This window comes from Streptomyces sp. UC4497, from assembly GCF_054871485.1.
The window spans coordinates 37,672-54,591 of record NZ_JBTYHB010000006.1 but is presented as its reverse complement, the minus strand read 5'-3'; the positions used below and the strand labels follow the sequence as shown (position 1 = coordinate 54,591).

Sequence of the window (16,920 nt, the reverse complement as noted above, 5' to 3'; positions counted from 1 at the left end):
GATGGGGAACTCAATGTCGTTCATCGGCCGTGACATGGCTGTCGACCTCGGGACCGCCAACACGCTGGTGTACGTCAGGGGTCGAGGGATCGTGCTCAATGAGCCGTCCGTGGTCGCCATCAACACCAACACCGGTGGCATCCTCGCGGTCGGTGCCGAAGCCAAGAAGATGATCGGGCGTACGCCGGGCAACATCGTGGCGGTCCGCCCGCTGAAGGACGGCGTGATCGCCGACTTCGAGATCACCGAGCGCATGCTCCGCTACTTCATCCTGAAGGTGCACAAGCGGCGCTACCTCGCCCGGCCCCGTGTCGTCGTCTGTGTGCCGTCCGGCATCACCGGCGTCGAGCGCCGCGCGGTCATCGAGGCCTCTTCGCAGGCCGGTGCCCGCCAGGTGCACATCATCGAGGAGCCCATGGCCGCGGCCATCGGCTCCGGCCTCCCGGTCCACGAGGCCACGGGCAACATGGTGGTGGACATCGGCGGCGGCACCACCGAGGTCGCGGTGATCTCGCTCGGCGGAATCGTCACGGCGCAGTCCATCCGCGTCGCGGGCGACGAGCTGGACAACGCGATCATCCAGCACATCAAGAAGGAGTACTCGCTCCTCCTCGGTGAGCGCACCGCCGAACAGATCAAGATCACGATCGGCTCCGCGTACGACCTCGACTCCGACGAACACACCGAGATCCGCGGCCGCGACCTGGTGTCGGGGCTGCCGAAGACCGTCGTCATCTCGGCGGCGGAAGTCCGCAAGGCGATCGAGGAACCGGTCAACGCGATCGTCGACGCCGTGAAGACCACCCTCGACAAGTGCCCGCCGGAGCTGTCCGGTGACGTAATGGACCGCGGCATCGTTCTCACCGGTGGCGGCGCCCTGCTGCGCGGTCTCGACGAGCGGCTGCGCCGCGAGACCGGCATGCCGATCCATATCGCCGAGGACCCGCTGGACAGCGTGGCGCTCGGTTCCGGCAAGTGCGTCGAGGAGTTCGAGGCGCTCCAGCAGGTTCTGGACGCCTCGCCGCGCAGATGAGTGTGTCGTACACCTGACGGGGAGGGTCCGCCGTACGAGTGCCTGCCACCTCGTACGGCGGATCGTTGATATATAGGCAAGGCATAAGAAATCCTCCGACGCACCGCTCGACACAACCGAGTACCGCTCGACGCAATCGATAGAGGAAGGCACGGCCGCCGCACGTGAGGGACACACGAGAGAGCCGGCTGCTCCTGGTGCTGCTGATCGCCATCGCGTTCGCACTGATCACGGTGGACATCCGCGGCGGCGAGGACTCGCCGGTCGACGGTGCCCGCCACGCGGCCGCCACGGTCTTCGGCCCGGTGGAGAACGGGGTGTCGGGCGCCGTCGACCCGATCGGCAACGCCATAAGCGCGGTCCGCGACTCCGACAAGCGGCACAACCGCATCGGCCAACTGGAGCAAGAGAACGCCGCGTTGAAGGCCAAGCTCGGCAGCGGCGACCGCAACCGCAGCAAGGTCCGCCAGCTCGACGCCATGCTGAAGACGGCGGGCGCGGGCCAGTACGGCATCAAGGGAGCCCAGGTCATCGCCATCGGCGCCGCGCAGGGCTTCTCCTGGACCGTCACCATCGACGCCGGCGCCAACGACGGCCTCAAGCGCGACATGACGGTGCTCAACGGCGACGGTCTGGTCGGCCGCGTCACCACCGTCGGCCCCAACACCTCGACCGTGCTGCTCGCCAACGACCCCGACTTCACCGTCGGCACCCGGATGGAGAAGTCCGACGAGCTGGGCTTCGCCTCCGGGCAGGGCGACCGCCCGCTGCGCGTCCAGCTCCTCAACGGCAAGGCCAAGGTGAGCAAGGGCGAACGGCTCGTCACCTTCGGCTCGCAGGCCGACAAGCCGTTCGTGCCCGGCGTCCCGGTCGGCCGCGTCGTCCGCGTCGACCCCTCCGGCGGCGACCTGACCCGCACCGTCTACGTGAAGCCGTACGTCGGCTTCACCAAGCTCGACATCGTCGGTGTGGTCGTGCAGGCGCCGCGCACCGACCCGAGGGACACGGTGCTGCCGAAGAAACCCGCCAAGCCCAAGCCGACGCCCACCGTGACCGTGACGGCCACCCCGGGCGCGAACGGCGAGGGCGACGGCGCCGACGCCGGAAACGGCGAGAACGCCGCAGACAACAACGCAGACCAGCAGCAGTAGCAGGAGGAGCAAGGAATCATGCGCTTCAACCGAATGCTGCTCTCCACGGTCCTTGTCGTCGTGGCCCTCGTCCTCCAGGTCTGTGTCCTGGCCCGGCTGCAACTGCCCGGCGCCGTACCCGACCTGATGCTCCTCACCGTCCTCGGCCTGGCCCTCGTGTACGGGCACGTGGGCGGCGCCTTCGTCGGCTTCGGCGCGGGACTCCTCGCCGACCTCGCCCCGCCCGCTGACCACGCCGCCGGCCGCTACGCCCTCGTGCTCTGCGTCATCGGCTATCTGGCGGGCCTCGCCAAGCCCGAGAACGGCCAGCTGCGTTCGGCCGCGGGCCCCATGCTCGTGGTCGTCGGCGCAGCCATCGGCACGACCCTGCTGTACGCGGGCGTGGGCGCGCTCGTCGGCGACACCGCCGCACGCGACGTCGGCCTCGGCAGCCTCATCTTCACCGCGGCCCTCTACGACCTGCTGCTCGCCCCGTTCGTCGTACCCGGGGTGATGGCGCTCGCCAGACGAGCGGAGAACGATCCGCTGGGCGAGACCTCCGGCAGCTCCGCCAAGGCCGCCGACGTCTCCTCCGGCTGGCTCTCCGGCGGTGGCACGGGCCTGAGCGTCGGTGGCAAGAGCGGCGGCCTGCGGATGCGGACGGTCAAGGCACGCGCTTCCCGTGCGGGCCGCATCAAGGGGGTCAAGCGCCTGTGAGCGCACGGCAGTTGACCGACGACAGCGCAGGCACGCACAGCTTCGGCGTGTACACCTACTCGTACTCGTACACGTCCTCGTACTGAGAGGGGGAGCACGCCACCGTGACCAACATCCCCGAGACGGGCCGGACACCCCGCGTCCAGATCCGCCTCATCATCCTCCAGATCCTCGTCCTCTCCCTCCTGCTCACCCTCGGCGGCCGCCTCTGGTACCTCCAGATCCGCAACGGCGACGAGTACGCCAAGGAGGCCTCCGGGAACCACGTCCAACAGGTCGTCACGCCCGCCACCCGCGGCTCCATCCTCGACGCCCGCGGCATCCCGCTCGCCGACAACGAGACGCGGCTCGTCGTCTCCGCCTCCCGCACCGACCTGATGAAGATGGACGACGAGGGCAAGGCCGTCCTCGCCAAGCTCGCCAAGGTCCTCGGGCTGAAGCCCAAGCAGGTGCAGGAGAAGGTCAGGCTCTGCGACGCGAAGACGCCGCAGCCCTGCTGGAACGGCTCGCCGTACCAGCCGATCCCGATCACCGACGAGGCCACGCCCAAGCAGGCCCTGCAGATCCGCGAGCGCAGCGAGGACTTCCCCGGCATCACCGCCGAGCCCACCGCCGTGCGCCGCTACGCGGGACCCGGCGGCTCCAACACCGCGCAGGTCCTCGGCTATCTCTCCCCGGTCACCGACGCGGAGATCGAGAAGGCCAAGAACTCCGACTCGCCGTACCTGCGCTCCGACCAGGTCGGCCGCAGCGGCCTCGAGCGCACGTACGACAAGGACCTGCGCGGCAAGGCCGGCGTCACCCGCTACGAGGTCGACAACCTCGGCCGCGTCATCGGCCGCGCCGAGAGCGACAAGGCCGAGCCCGGGGCGAACATCGTCACGTCGATAGACGCACGCGTGCAGTCCGTCGCCGAGAAGGAGCTGGACGCGGCGATGAAGGCCGCCCGGCACGAGTTCGACAAGAACACCGGCGAGAACTACAAGGCCGACTCCGGCTCGGTCGTGGTGATGGAGGCCAAGACCGGCCGCGTCGTCGCCATGGCCTCCAACCCGACGTACGACCCGAACGCCTGGGTCGGCGGCATCTCCGGCAAGGACTACGCGAGGCTCACCGGCAAGAAGTCCAACTACCCGCTGCTGAACCGGGCGATCCAGGGCCAGTCGGCGCCCGGCTCGATCTTCAAGGTCATCCCGACCACGGCCGCGGTCAACGCCGGCTACGACTTCAGCAACAGGTACGAGTGCTCCAGCTCGTACTCGATCGGCAGCCAGGTCTTCAAGAACTTCGAGTCCAAGGGGTACGGCTCGATCGACCTCGGCAAGGCGCTCGAGGTCTCCTGCGACACCGTCTTCTACCGCCTCGCCCACCGGGAGTGGCAGAAGCTCGGCGGGATCAACCCGAAGGGCGGCGTCAACGCCGACGACGCCTTCTACAAGACGGCGCACCAGTTCGGCCTCGGCAAGGAGACCGGCATCGACCTGCCCAACGAGGTGGAGGGCCGGGTCCCCGACCGGAAGTGGAAGCAGCAGTACTGGAAGGCCAACAAGGACGCCTGGTGCAAGGGCGGCAAGAAGGGCGGCTCCTACGTCGAGCGGCTCAACTGGGAGAACTGCCGCCAGGGCAACGTGATGCGCGCCGGTGACGAGGTCAACTACTCCATCGGCCAGGGCGACACCCTCGTCACGCCGATCCAGATGGCCAGGATCTACGGAGCGATCTCCAACGGCGGCACCCTGTACCAGCCCGCGGTCGGCAAGGCCGTGATCAGCCCCGACGGCAAGCAGGTCAGCGAGATCGCCCCGAAGCCGGCGGGCAAGCTGCCCATGACGAAGCAGACCCAGCGCCAGATCAACGACGCCCTCGCGGGCGTCGCCACCCGGGGCACCGCCGCCTGGCGCTTCGGCGGCTGGCCGCAGAACAAGATCCCGATGCACGCCAAGACCGGTACGGCCGAGGTCTACGGCAAGCAGACGACCTCCTGGTTCGCGACGTACACGAAGGACTACTCGGTCGTCATGACGATCTCCCAGGGTGGTACGGGTTCCGGAGCCTCCGGCCCCGCCGTCCGCAAGATCTACGACGCCCTCTACGGAGTCGACGCCAAGGGCGGCATCAACAAGAAGAAGGCCCTGCTGCCCGAGCCGCAGAAGAACCTGCCGAAGATCCAGAAGGACGGTTCGATCGACGCCCCGGAGATCAAGCCGTTCCGGCCGGCCAAGGACACGACGCCCGCCCAGCAGGAGTTGGCGGCGACGCTGCCCACCTCCTCCTACGGCAACAGCAGGAGGGACTGACCGTGACCGGTAACGGCTTCTCCGTCTCCGGCTACGGGCCGCAGCGTTCCACCATGACGCGGCTCATGGCCCGCGACTCGGTGCTGCGCAGGCTCGACTGGCCGATACTGCTCTCGGCGATCGCGCTGTCGTTCATCGGCGCCGCGCTCGTCTTCTCGGCCACGCGCAACAGGACCGAGCTCAACCAGGGCGACCCGTACTACTTCCTGTTCCGGCACCTGCTGAACACCGGCATCGGCGTCGCGCTGATGGCGGGCACGATCTGGCTCGGGCACCGGACGCTGCGCACGGCGGTGCCGATCCTGTACGGGATCTCCGTCTTCCTCGTGCTCCTCGTGCTCACCCCGCTCGGCGCCACCGTGAACGGCGCGCACGCCTGGATCGTCATCGGCGGCGGATTCTCGCTGCAGCCCTCCGAGTTCGTGAAGATCACGATCATCCTGGGCATGGCGATGCTGCTGGCGACCCGCGTCGACGCGGGCGACCGCGAACACCCCGACCACCGCACGGTGTTGCAGGCCCTCGGCCTCGCCGCGGTGCCGATGCTGATCGTCATGCTGATGCCGGACCTCGGGTCCGTCATGGTGATGGTGATGATCGTGCTCGGCGTGCTGCTCGCGTCGGGCGCCTCGAACCGGTGGGTGCTCGGGCTCATCGGCGTCGGCGCGGCGGGCGCGGTGGCGGTCTGGAAGCTGGGCGTCCTGGACGACTACCAGATCGCCCGCTTCGCGGCCTTCGCCAACCCCGCGCTCGACCCGGCGGGCGTCGGCTACAACACCAACCAGGCGCGTATCGCGATCGGTTCGGGCGGGCTTTCGGGCGCGGGCCTCTTCCACGGCTCGCAGACCACCGGCCAGTTCGTGCCGGAGCAGCAGACGGACTTCGTGTTCACGGTGGCCGGTGAGGAGCTCGGCTTCCTGGGTGCGGGCCTGATCCTGCTGCTGCTCGGTGTGGTGCTGTGGCGGGCGTGCAAGATCGCGCGCGGCACGAGCGAGCTGTACGGCACGATCGTCGCGGCGGGCATCATCGCCTGGTTCGCCTTCCAGGCCTTCGAGAACGTCGGCATGACGCTCGGCATCATGCCGGTGGCGGGCCTCCCGCTCCCGTTCGTGTCGTACGGCGGTTCATCGATGTTCGCGGTGTGGGTGGCGGTCGGGCTGCTGCAATCGATCAAGGTACAGAGGCCGATGTCGGCGTAGCCGGCCCCTCCGGCGTTCGGGGCACGGGGTCCGGGGCGGAGCTCCGGGACCTTGGCCCCGTCGCCGCAGGCGCCTAAATTCAGGTTATGGCGGAGACAAAGCGCGAGATCGAGCGAAAGTACGACGCCCCGACGGACCAGTTCCGGCTGCCCGACCTGCTCAAGGTCCCAGGCGTATCGGCCGTCATCGACAAGGGCGTCGTCGAACTCGACGCCGTCTACTACGACACCGAGGACCAGCGCCTCGCCGAGGACAGGATCACCCTGCGCCGCCGCAGCGGCGGCGACGACGCGGGCTGGCACCTGAAACTGCCGGTCTCACTGAGCGAGGGCGTCCGCGACGAGGTGCAGGCCCCACCGTCCGACACCATGCCGCGCGCCCTCGCGGGCCTCGTACGCTCCCGGGTCCGCGGCGACGAGCTCATCCCGGTCGTCCGGCTCCGGTCCTCGCGGGACGTGTCCCACCTGACCGACGCCGACGGCTCGCTGCTCGCCGAGGTGTGCGTCGACGCCGTGCGCGCCGAGCGGGCCGACGGGGAGCGGGCCACCGCCTGGACCGAGATCGAGGTCGAACTGGCGGACGGCGCCGACCCGGCGTTCCTCGGCAAGGTCGAGAAGCGGCTGCGCAAGGCGGGCGTCGAACGGTCCGCCTCCGCGTCGAAGCTGGCCCGCGCCCTGGAGGAGACCGGGGCCGAGCACCGTACGAAGCCGGAGGCACCCGCCAGAGCCGGAGCGGAACCGGGCCCGGACACCGCAGGCGCCCGCGTCCTCGCCCACCTCCGCGCCCAGCGCGACGCCCTCGTCGAGCTCGACCCCGCCGTGCGCCGCGACCTGCCGGACTCGGTGCACCAGATGCGCGTGGCCACCCGACGTATCCGCAGCGCGTTCAAGACGTACAAGAAGGTGCTCGACCCGGCCGTGACCGGGCCCGTCGCCGAGGAGCTGAAGTGGCTCGCGGCCGAGCTGGGCATCGACCGGGACCGCGAGGTGCTCACCGAGCGGCTCACCGGGCGGATCGACGCGATGCCCAGGACGCTGCTGCTCGGCCCGGTCCGCGGCCGGCTGCGGATCTGGGCCGTCGCCCGCCGCCACGGCTCGCGCCGCCACACCGTCGCCGTACTCGACGGCAGGCGGTACCTGGCCCTGCTGAACAGCCTGGACGCGCTGCTCGCCGATCCGCCGCTGCTGCCCGCCGCCGACAAGCCCGCCGCCGAGGTCCTCGCGAAGGCCGCCCGCAAGGACAAGGCCCGCCTCGCCGCCCGCGTCGAGCACGCCCTGTCCCTGGAACCGGGCACGCGCCGCGACGTCGCGCTGCACGAGGCCCGCAAGGCCGCCAAGCGCGCCCGCTACGCCGGGGAGGCGGCCCGGCCCGTCCTCGGCAAGCAGGCGAAGAAGTTCGCTAAGCGCATGAAGGGCGTACAGAGCGTGCTCGGTGATCACCAGGACTCCGTCGTCGCCCGGGAGGCCCTGCGTCAGCTGGGGATCCAGGCGCATGCGGCGGGGGAGACCGCCTTCACCTGGGGCCTGCTGTACGGGCAGGAGCAGGCCGCGGCAGCCGACCGGGAGCGGGAGCTGCCGGGGGTCTGGGCACGGGCGGAGAAGCAGGAGCTTTCGGCGGGTTAGGCTTGATGGTCACCCCTGTCAGCTCACGAAGGTCAACGGTTATGCCTGCCGATGCCGCCGCCTCGACGGTGGAGTCTGTCTTTCCGCAGCTCGAAGCCTTGCTGCCCCATGTGCAGAAGCCGATCCAGTACGTCGGCGGTGAGCTGAACTCCACGGTCAAGCCGTGGGAGGAGACCGACGTCCGCTGGGCGCTCATGTACCCGGACGCGTACGAGGTCGGTCTGCCCAACCAGGGCGTCATGATCCTTTACGAGGTGCTCAACGAGCGCCAGGGCGTCCTCGCCGAGCGCACGTACAGCGTGTGGCCGGACCTCGAGGAACTCATGCGCAAGCACGAGGTCCCGCAGTTCACGGTCGACTCGCACCGCCCGGTGAAGGCGTTCGACGTCTTCGGGCTCAGCTTCTCCACCGAGCTCGGCTACACGAACATGCTGACCGCGCTCGACCTGGCCGGCATCCCGCTGGAGTCCAAGGACCGCACGGTCGAGGACCCGATCGTCCTCGCGGGCGGCCACGCGGCCTTCAACCCCGAGCCGATCGCCGACTTCATCGACGCCGCGATCATCGGCGACGGCGAGCAGGCCGTGCTCGACATGACGGAGATCATCCGTCAGTGGAAGGCCGAGGGCCGGCCCGGCGGTCGCGAGGAGGTCCTGCTCCGCCTCGCGAAGACCGGCAGCGTCTACATCCCGGGCTTCTACGACGTCGAGTACCTGCCGGACGGCCGCATCGGCCGCGTCGTGCCCAACAAGTCGGGCGTCCCGTGGCGGGTCAGCAAGCACACCGTCATGGACCTCGACGAGTGGCCGTACCCGAAGCAGCCCCTCGTGCCGCTCGCCGAGACCGTCCACGAGCGGATGTCCGTCGAGATCTTCCGCGGCTGCACCCGCGGCTGCCGTTTCTGCCAGGCCGGCATGATCACGCGCCCCGTGCGGGAGCGAAGCATCACCGGCATCGGCGAGATGGTCGACAAGGGTCTCAAGGCGACCGGCTTCGAGGAGGTCGGCCTGCTCTCGCTGTCCTCCGCGGACCACTCCGAGATCGGTGACGTCGCGAAGGGCCTGGCGGACCGGTACGAGGAGGACAAGATCGGTCTGTCCCTCCCGTCGACCCGCGTGGACGCCTTCAACATCGACCTCGCCAACGAGCTGACGCGCAACGGCCGCCGCTCCGGCCTCACCTTCGCCCCCGAGGGCGGCAGTGAGCGCATGCGCAAGGTCATCAACAAGATGGTCTCCGAAGAGGACCTGATCCGTACCGTCGCGACCGCGTACGGCAACGGCTGGCGCCAGGTGAAGCTGTACTTCATGCTCGGCCTGCCCACCGAGACCGACGAGGACGTCCTGCAGATCGCGGACATGGCGGCCAACGTGATCGCCAAGGGCCGCGAGGTCGCGGGCAACGACATCCGCTGCACGGTGTCGATCGGCGGGTTCGTCCCGAAGCCGCACACGCCGTTCCAGTGGGCGCCGCAGCTCAGCTCCACGGAGACGGACGAGCGGCTGGCCAAGCTCCGCGACAAGATCCGCGGCGACAAGAAGTACGGCCGCTCCATCGGCTTCCGCTACCACGACGGCAAGCCCGGCATCGTCGAGGGACTGCTCTCGCGCGGTGACCGCCGCATCGGCTCCGTCATCCGCGCCGTCTACGAGGACGGCGGCCGCTTCGACGGCTGGCGCGAGTACTTCAGCTACGACCGCTGGATGGCCTGCGCCGCCAAGACGCTGCCCGAGTACGGCGTGGACGTCGACTGGTACACGACGCGTGAGCGCACGTACGAGGAGGTCCTGCCCTGGGACCACCTGGACTCCGGTCTCGACAAGGACTGGCTCTGGGAGGACTGGCAGGACGCGCTCGACGAGACCGAGGTCGACGACTGCCGCTGGACCCCGTGCTTCGACTGCGGCGTCTGCCCGGCGATGGACACGGACATCCAGATCGGCCCGACGGGCAAGAAGCTGCTGCCGCTGACCGTCGTCAAGTAGCGCGCAACCCGAAGGGGCGGCCGGTTCTCCAACCGGCCGCCCCTTCGCGGTACTTGGGCTACTGCCCGGCGGCGAACCGCATCAGGGCGCGCTCGTCACCCTGCTTGATCTTGCCCGGCGTGTTGATGACCTCCAGCTTCCAGGAGCTGCCCACGCGCATCGCCTTGGCGACCGCGCAGCCGTTGTCGCTGGTCATCAGGCTCGGCCAGATGTCGGCGACCTGCTGCGTGCTGCCGCCCGTCGCGTCGTACACCTTGAAGCTGATGTTGCGGGCCTTCTGGAACGAGCTGCCCTTCTTGTACGCGGCGGCCACGAACACGATCGACGTGATCTGCTGCGGGAGGCGCGAGAACTCGACGGTGACCGTCTCGTCGTCACCGTCGCCCTTGCCGGTCTGGTTGTCGCCGCTGTGGACGAGGGCGCCGTTGCCCATCGGGTCCAGTGAGTCGAGGCCGGCCAGGCGCACCGGATCGCCGCCCTGCATCGCGATGGCGATCAGGTCGAGGTCCGTTCCCTGCTTGCGGCGCAGCGCGCCGAGGACGCCTCCGCTGCTGCCGGCGGTGGGGTCCCAGGACACCCCGATGGACAGATGGGTCACTCCGTCCAGGTCGGCGGGGCCGTCTTCCTTGGTAAGCGTGATCATGCGTAATTCCTCCCCCTACAGGTAGAACTGCGGTTTTGCAGACTGCCCCGAAGATACGACGTGCGAGTTGATCGAGCCATGCCGGGCCGCATCCGCGAAGGCGTCATGAGCGTCTGGAGAGACATGGACTTGGAGAAGCGCCCCGAACAGGCCCCTGAACCGGCCCCCGAAGGCTGCCTTGTTGCCGCGATCCGGCTGCCGCTGCGGATCCTGATGGTCGTCCTCGTGGTGCCCCTGCGCCTCGTATGGGACGCGCTCGTGGCGGTCGGCCGCTTCGTGGGCAGGTGGCTGCTGCTGCCGTTCGCGCGGGCGATCGGCTGGGTGCTGTACGGACTCCTGGTGTGGCCGTTCCTGATGCTGTGGCGCTACGTGCTCGCGCCCCTCGGCCGTGGACTCCTGTGGCTGGGGCGGGTGTTGCTGGTCGTCCCCGCCGTGTGGCTGTACGTCCATGTCCTCGCGCCCGTCGGAAGGGCGCTGCGGGACTATGTGTTGGTGCCGCTGGGCCGTGGACTCGCCTGGCTCGTACGGGTGTTGGTCGTGGTGCCGCTGCTCGCGGTGTGGCGCTACGTCCTCGTGCCGGTCGGCCGGGTGCTCGGTGCCATCGGGCGTGAGATCTGGGACGCGCTGCGGGTTGCGTGGCGGGTGGCCGGGTATGTGTCCCGTGCCGTCGGCCGGGCGCTGCGGTGGCTGATCGTGGATCCGCTGCGCTGGGTCTACCGCACCGTGCTCACCCCGGTCGGGCACGTCGTGCGCGACTACGTGCTGCGGCCCGTCGCGCGCGTCGCCGCGAGCGTCCGTGCCGCGGCCCGGCAGGCACGGGCCGATGTGCGCCGGTTGCTGTTCGGCACCCCGGCGCCGCGGACGCAACCGCAGGTCAGCGACCTGCGGGAACCGGGCGGCCCGCAGGGACGTAGTCTTGACAGTAGTACGACCGCACCCACGAAGACCGCATTCATTAAGGACTAGGACACTGGGCAAGCGACAGCCCGTAGGCCCGCCGCCCGCACCCGCGGTGCAGCGCATCCGACTGCGCTACACCAAGCGCGGCCGCCTCCGGTTCACCAGCCACCGTGACTTCCAGCGCGCCTTCGAGCGTGCGCTGCGCCGCGCCGAGGTACCCATGGCGTACTCGGCGGGGTTCACGCCGCACCCGAAGGTGTCCTACGCCAATGCCGCGCCCACCGGCACGGGCAGTGAGGCCGAGTACCTGGAGATCGCGCTCACCGCGCCGCGCGACCCCGAGAAGCTCAGGGTGCTCCTCGACGAGTCGATGCCCACGGGCCTCGACATCGTGGACGCCGTCGAGGCCCGCACGTCGGGCCTCGCCGACCGGCTCGCCGCCTCCGTGTGGGAGCTGCGGCTCGACGGCGTGAGCGTCGAGGAGGCCGCGCGCGCCGCGGAGGCGTTCCGCGCCGCCGAGACCGTCGAGGTACAGAGGAAGACAAAGAGCGGGATCCGGACGTTCGACGCCCGTGAGGCCGTCGTCAGCCTGGACGCGCTCGAGGTCTCCGACGTTTCGGCTGGTCCGGCTGATAGGCCCAGCGAGGCCGCCTGTGCGATACTGCGGCTGGTTGTTCGGCACGTGACGCCTGCCGTACGACCCGACGACGTCCTGTCCGGTCTCCGCGCCGTGGCCGACCTGGCGCCGCCGGTCCCCGCAGCGGTGACCAGGCTGGCGCAGGGGCCTTTCGACGAAGAGACAGGCACGGTGACCGACCCGCTCGCGCTCGACCGCGAGGCAGACCGGGCCGCCCCACAAAAGGCGGCCGCAGGAACTGCCACCGCGACGGCGCCTGCCGTGGAAGGTCCCGCGTAAGGCGGTCGTCGTAGCGCCGCCCTTGTACTCGGGAGCCATCTGGGTCGGGCAGCGCACCCACCCAAGGACTTTCGCCAGGCCGTACGTACATCGCGTACCGGAACCGGCGAGAACAGACAGAGAGCCTCCGTGCGGCGCCCGCGCCCCGGACCGGCGGCACCGCGCTCGACATGATGCGCGTGAGCCGCAGACGTCACCGGTCACGGATCAGGCGCGGCGCCCGGAGGCCCGACGGGAGATCCACCCGCATGCCCGAGACCGAAGCCACCAACCCTCAGCTGGACAGCCCCAGCGACACCCTGCCCCCGCGCCGTCGGCGCCGGGCCGCGTCCCGCCCCGCGGGCCCGCCGGTAGCGGCGACCGCAGGCACCGAGGACGCCGCTGTGGCCATACCGGCCACTGCCACCCAGACTCCGGCCGCCGCAGAGGCGCCCGTCGAGACCCCCGAGACTTCCGCGGCCGAGGCCCCGGCGCCCGCCGCCCGCCCGCGCCGCCGCGCGACCCGGCGCGCCTCCGCGCCCACCGGTGCACCCGCCGCGCAGGCAGAGACGACGACCGTGGTGGCGGAGCCCGCCGAGGCCGTCGCCGAGCCCGTCGCCGAGCCGGAGCCGGCTGCCGCCGAGGAGCCCGCGGCCCCGCGTCGCGGCCGTCGCCGCGCCACCCGCACCGTGTCGACTCCGGAGGCCCCGGCCGCTCCGGCCGCCGCCTCCACCGAGGAGCCGCAGGCCGAGGCCGCTGCTGAACCCGTCGCCGAGCCGGAGCCGGCCGCCGCCGAGGAGCCCGCGGCCCCGCGTCGCAGCCGTCGCCGCGCCACCCGTGGCGCTTCCGCGCCCAGCGCGCCCGCCGGTCCGCCCGAGATCTCCGACGCTATCGCCGCAGAGACGACGCAGGCCGAGACCGCGGAGACCACAGAGGCCGCCGGGAACACCGAGAACGCCGAGAACGCCGAGAACGCGGAGGACGAGTCGCCGCGCCGTCGACGCCGCGCCACCCGCAAGGCCGCCGGCGGTTTCGCCGAGCCGAAGGCCACCAAGGCCACGAAGTCCGCCAGGTCCGGATCGAAGCCGGCGCGGGCCGGCCGGGACGAGCAGGCCGACGAGGCGCGCCCGAAGCGGGCCTCCATCGCCACGTTCCAGGCGCCCGTCTTCACCGAGCCGATGTTCCAGACGCCGGAGCGGGCCGCCGCCGCTGCCGCGGCCGAGGCCGCCGTCGAGAAGCAGCCCGAGCCCACGCCCGCGCCCGAGCCCACGCCGGCCGCCGCCGTCGTCGAGGAGGAGCAGGGGCCGCGCCGTCGTCGCCGCCGTCGCGCCTCCGACGAGCAGCCCGCCGCGCCCGAGGCCGCCAAGGACGCCGAGGTCACCGAGGCCGCGGAGCCCGAGCCCGAGGTCCAGGACCAGCGGTCCGAGGAGAACGGCGAGAACGACGAGCAGGACGAGCACGGGGACCGCCCGGCCCGCCGCCGTCGCCGGGGTGGCCGCCGCCGTCGCCGCGGCGAGTCCGGCGACATCGACAACGACGCCGAGAACGACAACGAGTCGGACGACGACGCCGAGCAGGCCGCCGAGGAGTCCGAGGACGACCGGTCCGATTCCGACGAGCAGCGCGACGACTCCGCCGGTTCCGGCGGCTCCAGCAGCAGCCGTCGCCGCCGTCGCCGTCGCCGTCGCGCCGGTGACAGCGCCTCCGACGGCGAGCAGCCGACCGACGACCCGGAGCGCACGGTCGTCAAGGTCCGCGAGCCGCGCAAGAAGGAAGAGAAGGCCGAGCGGTCGACGTCCTCGGACGAGGTGCAGTCCATCAAGGGCTCCACGCGTCTGGAGGCCAAGAAGCAGCGCCGCCGCGAGGGCCGGGAGCAGGGGCGCCGCCGCGTCCCGATCATCACCGAGGCCGAGTTCCTGGCGCGCCGCGAGGCCGTCGAGCGCGTCATGGTGGTCCGCCAGCACGGCGAGCGCACCCAGATCGGCGTGCTCGAGGACGACATCCTCGTCGAGCACTACGTCAACAAGGAGCAGTCGACCTCCTACGTCGGCAACGTGTACCTGGGCAAGGTCCAGAACGTGCTGCCGTCGATGGAGGCCGCCTTCATCGACATCGGCAAGGGCCGCAACGCGGTGCTCTACGCCGGTGAGGTCAACTTCGAGGCGCTCGGCATGGCCAACGGGCCGCGCCGCATCGAGACCGCCCTCAAGTCCGGCCAGTCCGTGCTCGTGCAGGTCACCAAGGACCCGATCGGCCACAAGGGCGCCCGCCTGACCAGCCAGGTCTCGCTGCCCGGCCGCTACCTGGTCTACGTGCCCGAGGGCTCGATGACCGGCATCAGCCGCAAGCTGCCCGACACCGAGCGCGCGCGCCTGAAGGGCATCCTCAAGAAGATCGTCCCCGAGGACGCGGGCGTCATCGTGCGCACCGCCGCCGAGGGCGCGAGCGAGGACGAGCTGCGCCGCGACGTCGAGCGTCTGCAGGGGCAGTGGGAGGAGATCCAGAAGAAGTCGAAGCAGATCTCGACCTCGTCGCCGAGCCTGCTGTACGGCGAGCCGGACATGACCGTCCGCGTCGTGCGTGACATCTTCAACGAGGACTTCTCCAAGGTCATCGTCAGCGGTGACGAGGCGTGGGACACCATCCACGGCTACGTCAACCACGTGGCGCCCGACCTGTCGGACCGGCTGACCAAGTGGACGTCCGAGGTCGACGTCTTCGCGACGTACCGGATCGACGAGCAGCTCGCCAAGGCGCTCGACCGCAAGGTGTGGCTGCCGTCCGGCGGCTCCCTGGTGATCGACAAGACCGAGGCGATGATCGTCGTCGACGTCAACACCGGTAAGTTCACCGGCCAGGGCGGCAACCTCGAAGAGACCGTGACGAGGAACAACCTCGAAGCGGCCGAGGAGATCGTCCGCCAGCTGCGGCTGCGCGACCTGGGCGGCATCGTCGTCATCGACTTCATCGACATGGTCCTGGAGTCCAACCGGGACCTCGTGCTGCGGCGCCTGCTCGAATGCCTGGGCAGGGACCGTACGAAGCACCAGGTCGCCGAGGTCACCTCGCTCGGCCTGGTCCAGATGACCCGTAAGCGCGTCGGCCAGGGCCTCCTGGAGTCCTTCTCCGAGACCTGCGTGCACTGCAACGGCCGCGGCGTCATCGTGCACATGGAGCAGCCCACTGCCAATGGCGGCGGCGGCAAGCGCAAGAAGCGCGGCCGCGGCGGCAACGGCGCGGACCACCAGCACGAGACGCACGAGGCTCCGGCGGTGGAGCAGCCGGAGACCGAGACCGAGGCCGAGGTCGCCGCGGAGGCGGCCGCCCCGGTGGCGCTGCCCGAGCCGGAGTTCGTCCCGGACGAGGAGCTGTACTCCAGCGCCGCGGAGGCCGAGGCCGCCGCGGGTCGTGGCCGCTCGCGCCGCCGCGCCACGCGCCGTGCGTCGGCCCCGGCCGGTGCCCCGCAGGCGGAGGCCGAGAAGCCGGCGAGGTCCGGACGGAAGTCGAGGGCCGAGCGGGCCGCGCAGGCGGAGGAGCGGAAGGCCGCCGAGGCCGAGGCTCCGGCGCCCGAGCCGGTCGTCGAGGAGCCGAAGGCCGCAGAGCCGGCCCCGGCCCGCGAGCCCGTGCAGGACGAGGCCCCCGCGCCGCGCCCGCGCCGCCGTGCCACGCGCAAGGCGTCCGCTCCCGCCGGTTCCCCGAAGGCCTCCTCGGAGGAGGCCGCCGCGGTGACCGTCACGGAGCCGGTCAAGGCCGAGCCCGTACAGGAGCCGAAGGCCGTCGAGCCCGAGGCGCCGAAGGCCGAGGTGACCGAGGCCGCGGCCCCGGCCCGCCCGCGCCGTCGCGCCGTCCGCAAGGCGACCGCGCCGACCACCACCACCGAGGACACGGCCGTCGTGGTCGTCCCCTCGGCTTCGGAGGAGGCCGCCGAGGCGCCCGTCCAGGACGCCGCACCGGAGGAGGCTGCCGAGGCGCCCGCCGCCAAGAAGGCCGCCCGTAAGACGGCCAAGAAGGCGACGGCGAAGAAGGCCGCCACCAAGAAGACGGCCGCCAGTAAGACGGCTGCCGCCAAGACGGCCGCGTCCGACGAGGCAGCGACCGACGAGGCCGCGACCGATGAGGCCGCGACCAAGACGGCTGCCAAGAAGACGACGGCCAAGAAGACGGCCGCCAAGAAGGCGACCACGGCCAAGAAGGCGACGGCGGCGAAGAAGACCACCGCCAAGAAGACGACGGCCAAGAAGACGACCGCGAAGAAGACCGCGGCGGCCGAGCAGCAGTCGCTGCCGTCCGTCTCGGCCGCGGCCGACGACGAGGCCTGAGGCTCCGCCCGGACCGAGTGACGACGCCCCGCACAGCGCTGCTGTGCGGGGCGTCGCCGTATGTATGGGCAAGTCGGTCATTGCCGTGGTTTTCGGCGACGTGGGCGATGTGAGAGGTCTCGAAGAACGCTCGATTCGACCCCCGCCTCTTGGTGCACGGCCAACTGCCTGTAAAAATCG

General features: G+C 70.8%; 11 protein-coding genes. 10 read left to right on the top strand and 1 reads right to left on the bottom strand.

Annotation, left to right across the window (positions count from 1 at the left end):
* Positions 1–13 precede the first annotated feature (13 nt).
* The 7 genes from ACYSUO_RS10745 to ACYSUO_RS10715 all read left to right on the top strand — a co-directional run bounded on the left by ACYSUO_RS10745 (position 14) and on the right by ACYSUO_RS10715 (position 9,983).
* A complete protein-coding gene (locus ACYSUO_RS10745) occupies positions 14–1,033 on the top strand; it encodes a rod shape-determining protein (protein WP_266719674.1) in 1,020 nt (339 codons plus the stop codon).
* A 164-nt stretch (positions 1,034–1,197) separates the two neighbouring features.
* On the top strand, positions 1,198–2,184 hold the full coding sequence (mreC, locus tag ACYSUO_RS10740) for a rod shape-determining protein MreC (protein ID WP_461775835.1): 987 nt from the start codon (positions 1,198–1,200) through the stop codon (positions 2,182–2,184).
* A gap of 18 nt (positions 2,185–2,202) precedes the next feature.
* Positions 2,203–2,880 carry a rod shape-determining protein MreD gene (mreD, locus tag ACYSUO_RS10735; RefSeq protein ID WP_426903654.1) on the top strand — a complete coding sequence of 226 codons (678 nt, stop codon included), beginning with the start codon at positions 2,203–2,205 and terminating at the stop codon, positions 2,878–2,880.
* 104 nt (positions 2,881–2,984) lie between these two features.
* Complete coding sequence (mrdA, locus tag ACYSUO_RS10730; protein WP_461775834.1) at positions 2,985–5,177, top strand: penicillin-binding protein 2; 2,193 nt, start codon at positions 2,985–2,987, stop codon at positions 5,175–5,177.
* Between the two features lie 2 nt (positions 5,178–5,179).
* Positions 5,180–6,376: a rod shape-determining protein RodA gene (gene rodA, locus ACYSUO_RS10725; protein WP_461775833.1), complete on the top strand. Its 1,197-nt coding sequence runs from the start codon at positions 5,180–5,182 to the stop codon at positions 6,374–6,376.
* A gap of 86 nt (positions 6,377–6,462) precedes the next feature.
* Entirely contained in the window at positions 6,463–7,998 is a 1,536-nt protein-coding gene (locus ACYSUO_RS10720; protein ID WP_461775832.1) for a CYTH and CHAD domain-containing protein, read from the top strand.
* Positions 7,999–8,039: 41 nt separating this feature from the next.
* On the top strand, positions 8,040–9,983 hold the full coding sequence (locus tag ACYSUO_RS10715) for a TIGR03960 family B12-binding radical SAM protein (RefSeq protein WP_461775831.1): 1,944 nt from the start codon (positions 8,040–8,042) through the stop codon (positions 9,981–9,983).
* A 58-nt stretch (positions 9,984–10,041) separates the two neighbouring features.
* On the opposite strand, the gene ACYSUO_RS10710 is transcribed toward ACYSUO_RS10715, so the two are convergent.
* Positions 10,042–10,626 carry a TerD family protein gene (locus tag ACYSUO_RS10710; protein ID WP_461775830.1) on the bottom strand — a complete coding sequence of 195 codons (585 nt, stop codon included), beginning with the start codon at positions 10,624–10,626 and terminating at the stop codon, positions 10,042–10,044.
* 105 nt (positions 10,627–10,731) lie between these two features.
* On the opposite strand from ACYSUO_RS10710, the gene ACYSUO_RS10705 reads away from it, so the two are divergent.
* The 3 genes from ACYSUO_RS10705 (at position 10,732) to ACYSUO_RS10695 (ending at position 16,740) form a co-directional block, all read left to right on the top strand.
* The gene (locus ACYSUO_RS10705) at positions 10,732–11,592 is read left to right on the top strand and encodes a hypothetical protein (protein WP_461775829.1); all 861 of its coding nucleotides are present in this window, start codon (positions 10,732–10,734) and stop codon (positions 11,590–11,592) included.
* Positions 11,593–11,638: 46 nt separating this feature from the next.
* A complete protein-coding gene (locus ACYSUO_RS10700; RefSeq protein ID WP_461775828.1) occupies positions 11,639–12,442 on the top strand; it encodes a TIGR03936 family radical SAM-associated protein in 804 nt (267 codons plus the stop codon).
* 248 nt (positions 12,443–12,690) lie between these two features.
* On the top strand, positions 12,691–16,740 hold the full coding sequence (locus ACYSUO_RS10695) for an Rne/Rng family ribonuclease (RefSeq protein WP_461775827.1): 4,050 nt from the start codon (positions 12,691–12,693) through the stop codon (positions 16,738–16,740).
* Positions 16,741–16,920 lie beyond the last annotated feature (180 nt).

What these genes read in the sequence shown, in the direction of transcription:
- ACYSUO_RS10705 (WP_461775829.1), top strand. Translation starts at nt 10,732, where the DNA reads ATGAGCGTCTGGAGAGACATGGACTTGGAGAAGCGCCCCGAACAGGCC.
- ACYSUO_RS10745 (WP_266719674.1), top strand. Translation starts at nt 14, where the DNA reads ATGTCGTTCATCGGCCGTGACATGGCTGTCGACCTCGGGACCGCCAAC.
- ACYSUO_RS10695 (WP_461775827.1), top strand. Translation starts at nt 12,691, where the DNA reads ATGCCCGAGACCGAAGCCACCAACCCTCAGCTGGACAGCCCCAGCGAC.
- mreD (WP_426903654.1), top strand. Translation starts at nt 2,203, where the DNA reads ATGCGCTTCAACCGAATGCTGCTCTCCACGGTCCTTGTCGTCGTGGCC.
- ACYSUO_RS10715 (WP_461775831.1), top strand. Translation starts at nt 8,040, where the DNA reads ATGCCTGCCGATGCCGCCGCCTCGACGGTGGAGTCTGTCTTTCCGCAG.
- ACYSUO_RS10720 (WP_461775832.1), top strand. Translation starts at nt 6,463, where the DNA reads ATGGCGGAGACAAAGCGCGAGATCGAGCGAAAGTACGACGCCCCGACG.
- ACYSUO_RS10710 (WP_461775830.1), bottom strand. Translation starts at nt 10,626, where the DNA reads ATGATCACGCTTACCAAGGAAGACGGCCCCGCCGACCTGGACGGAGTG.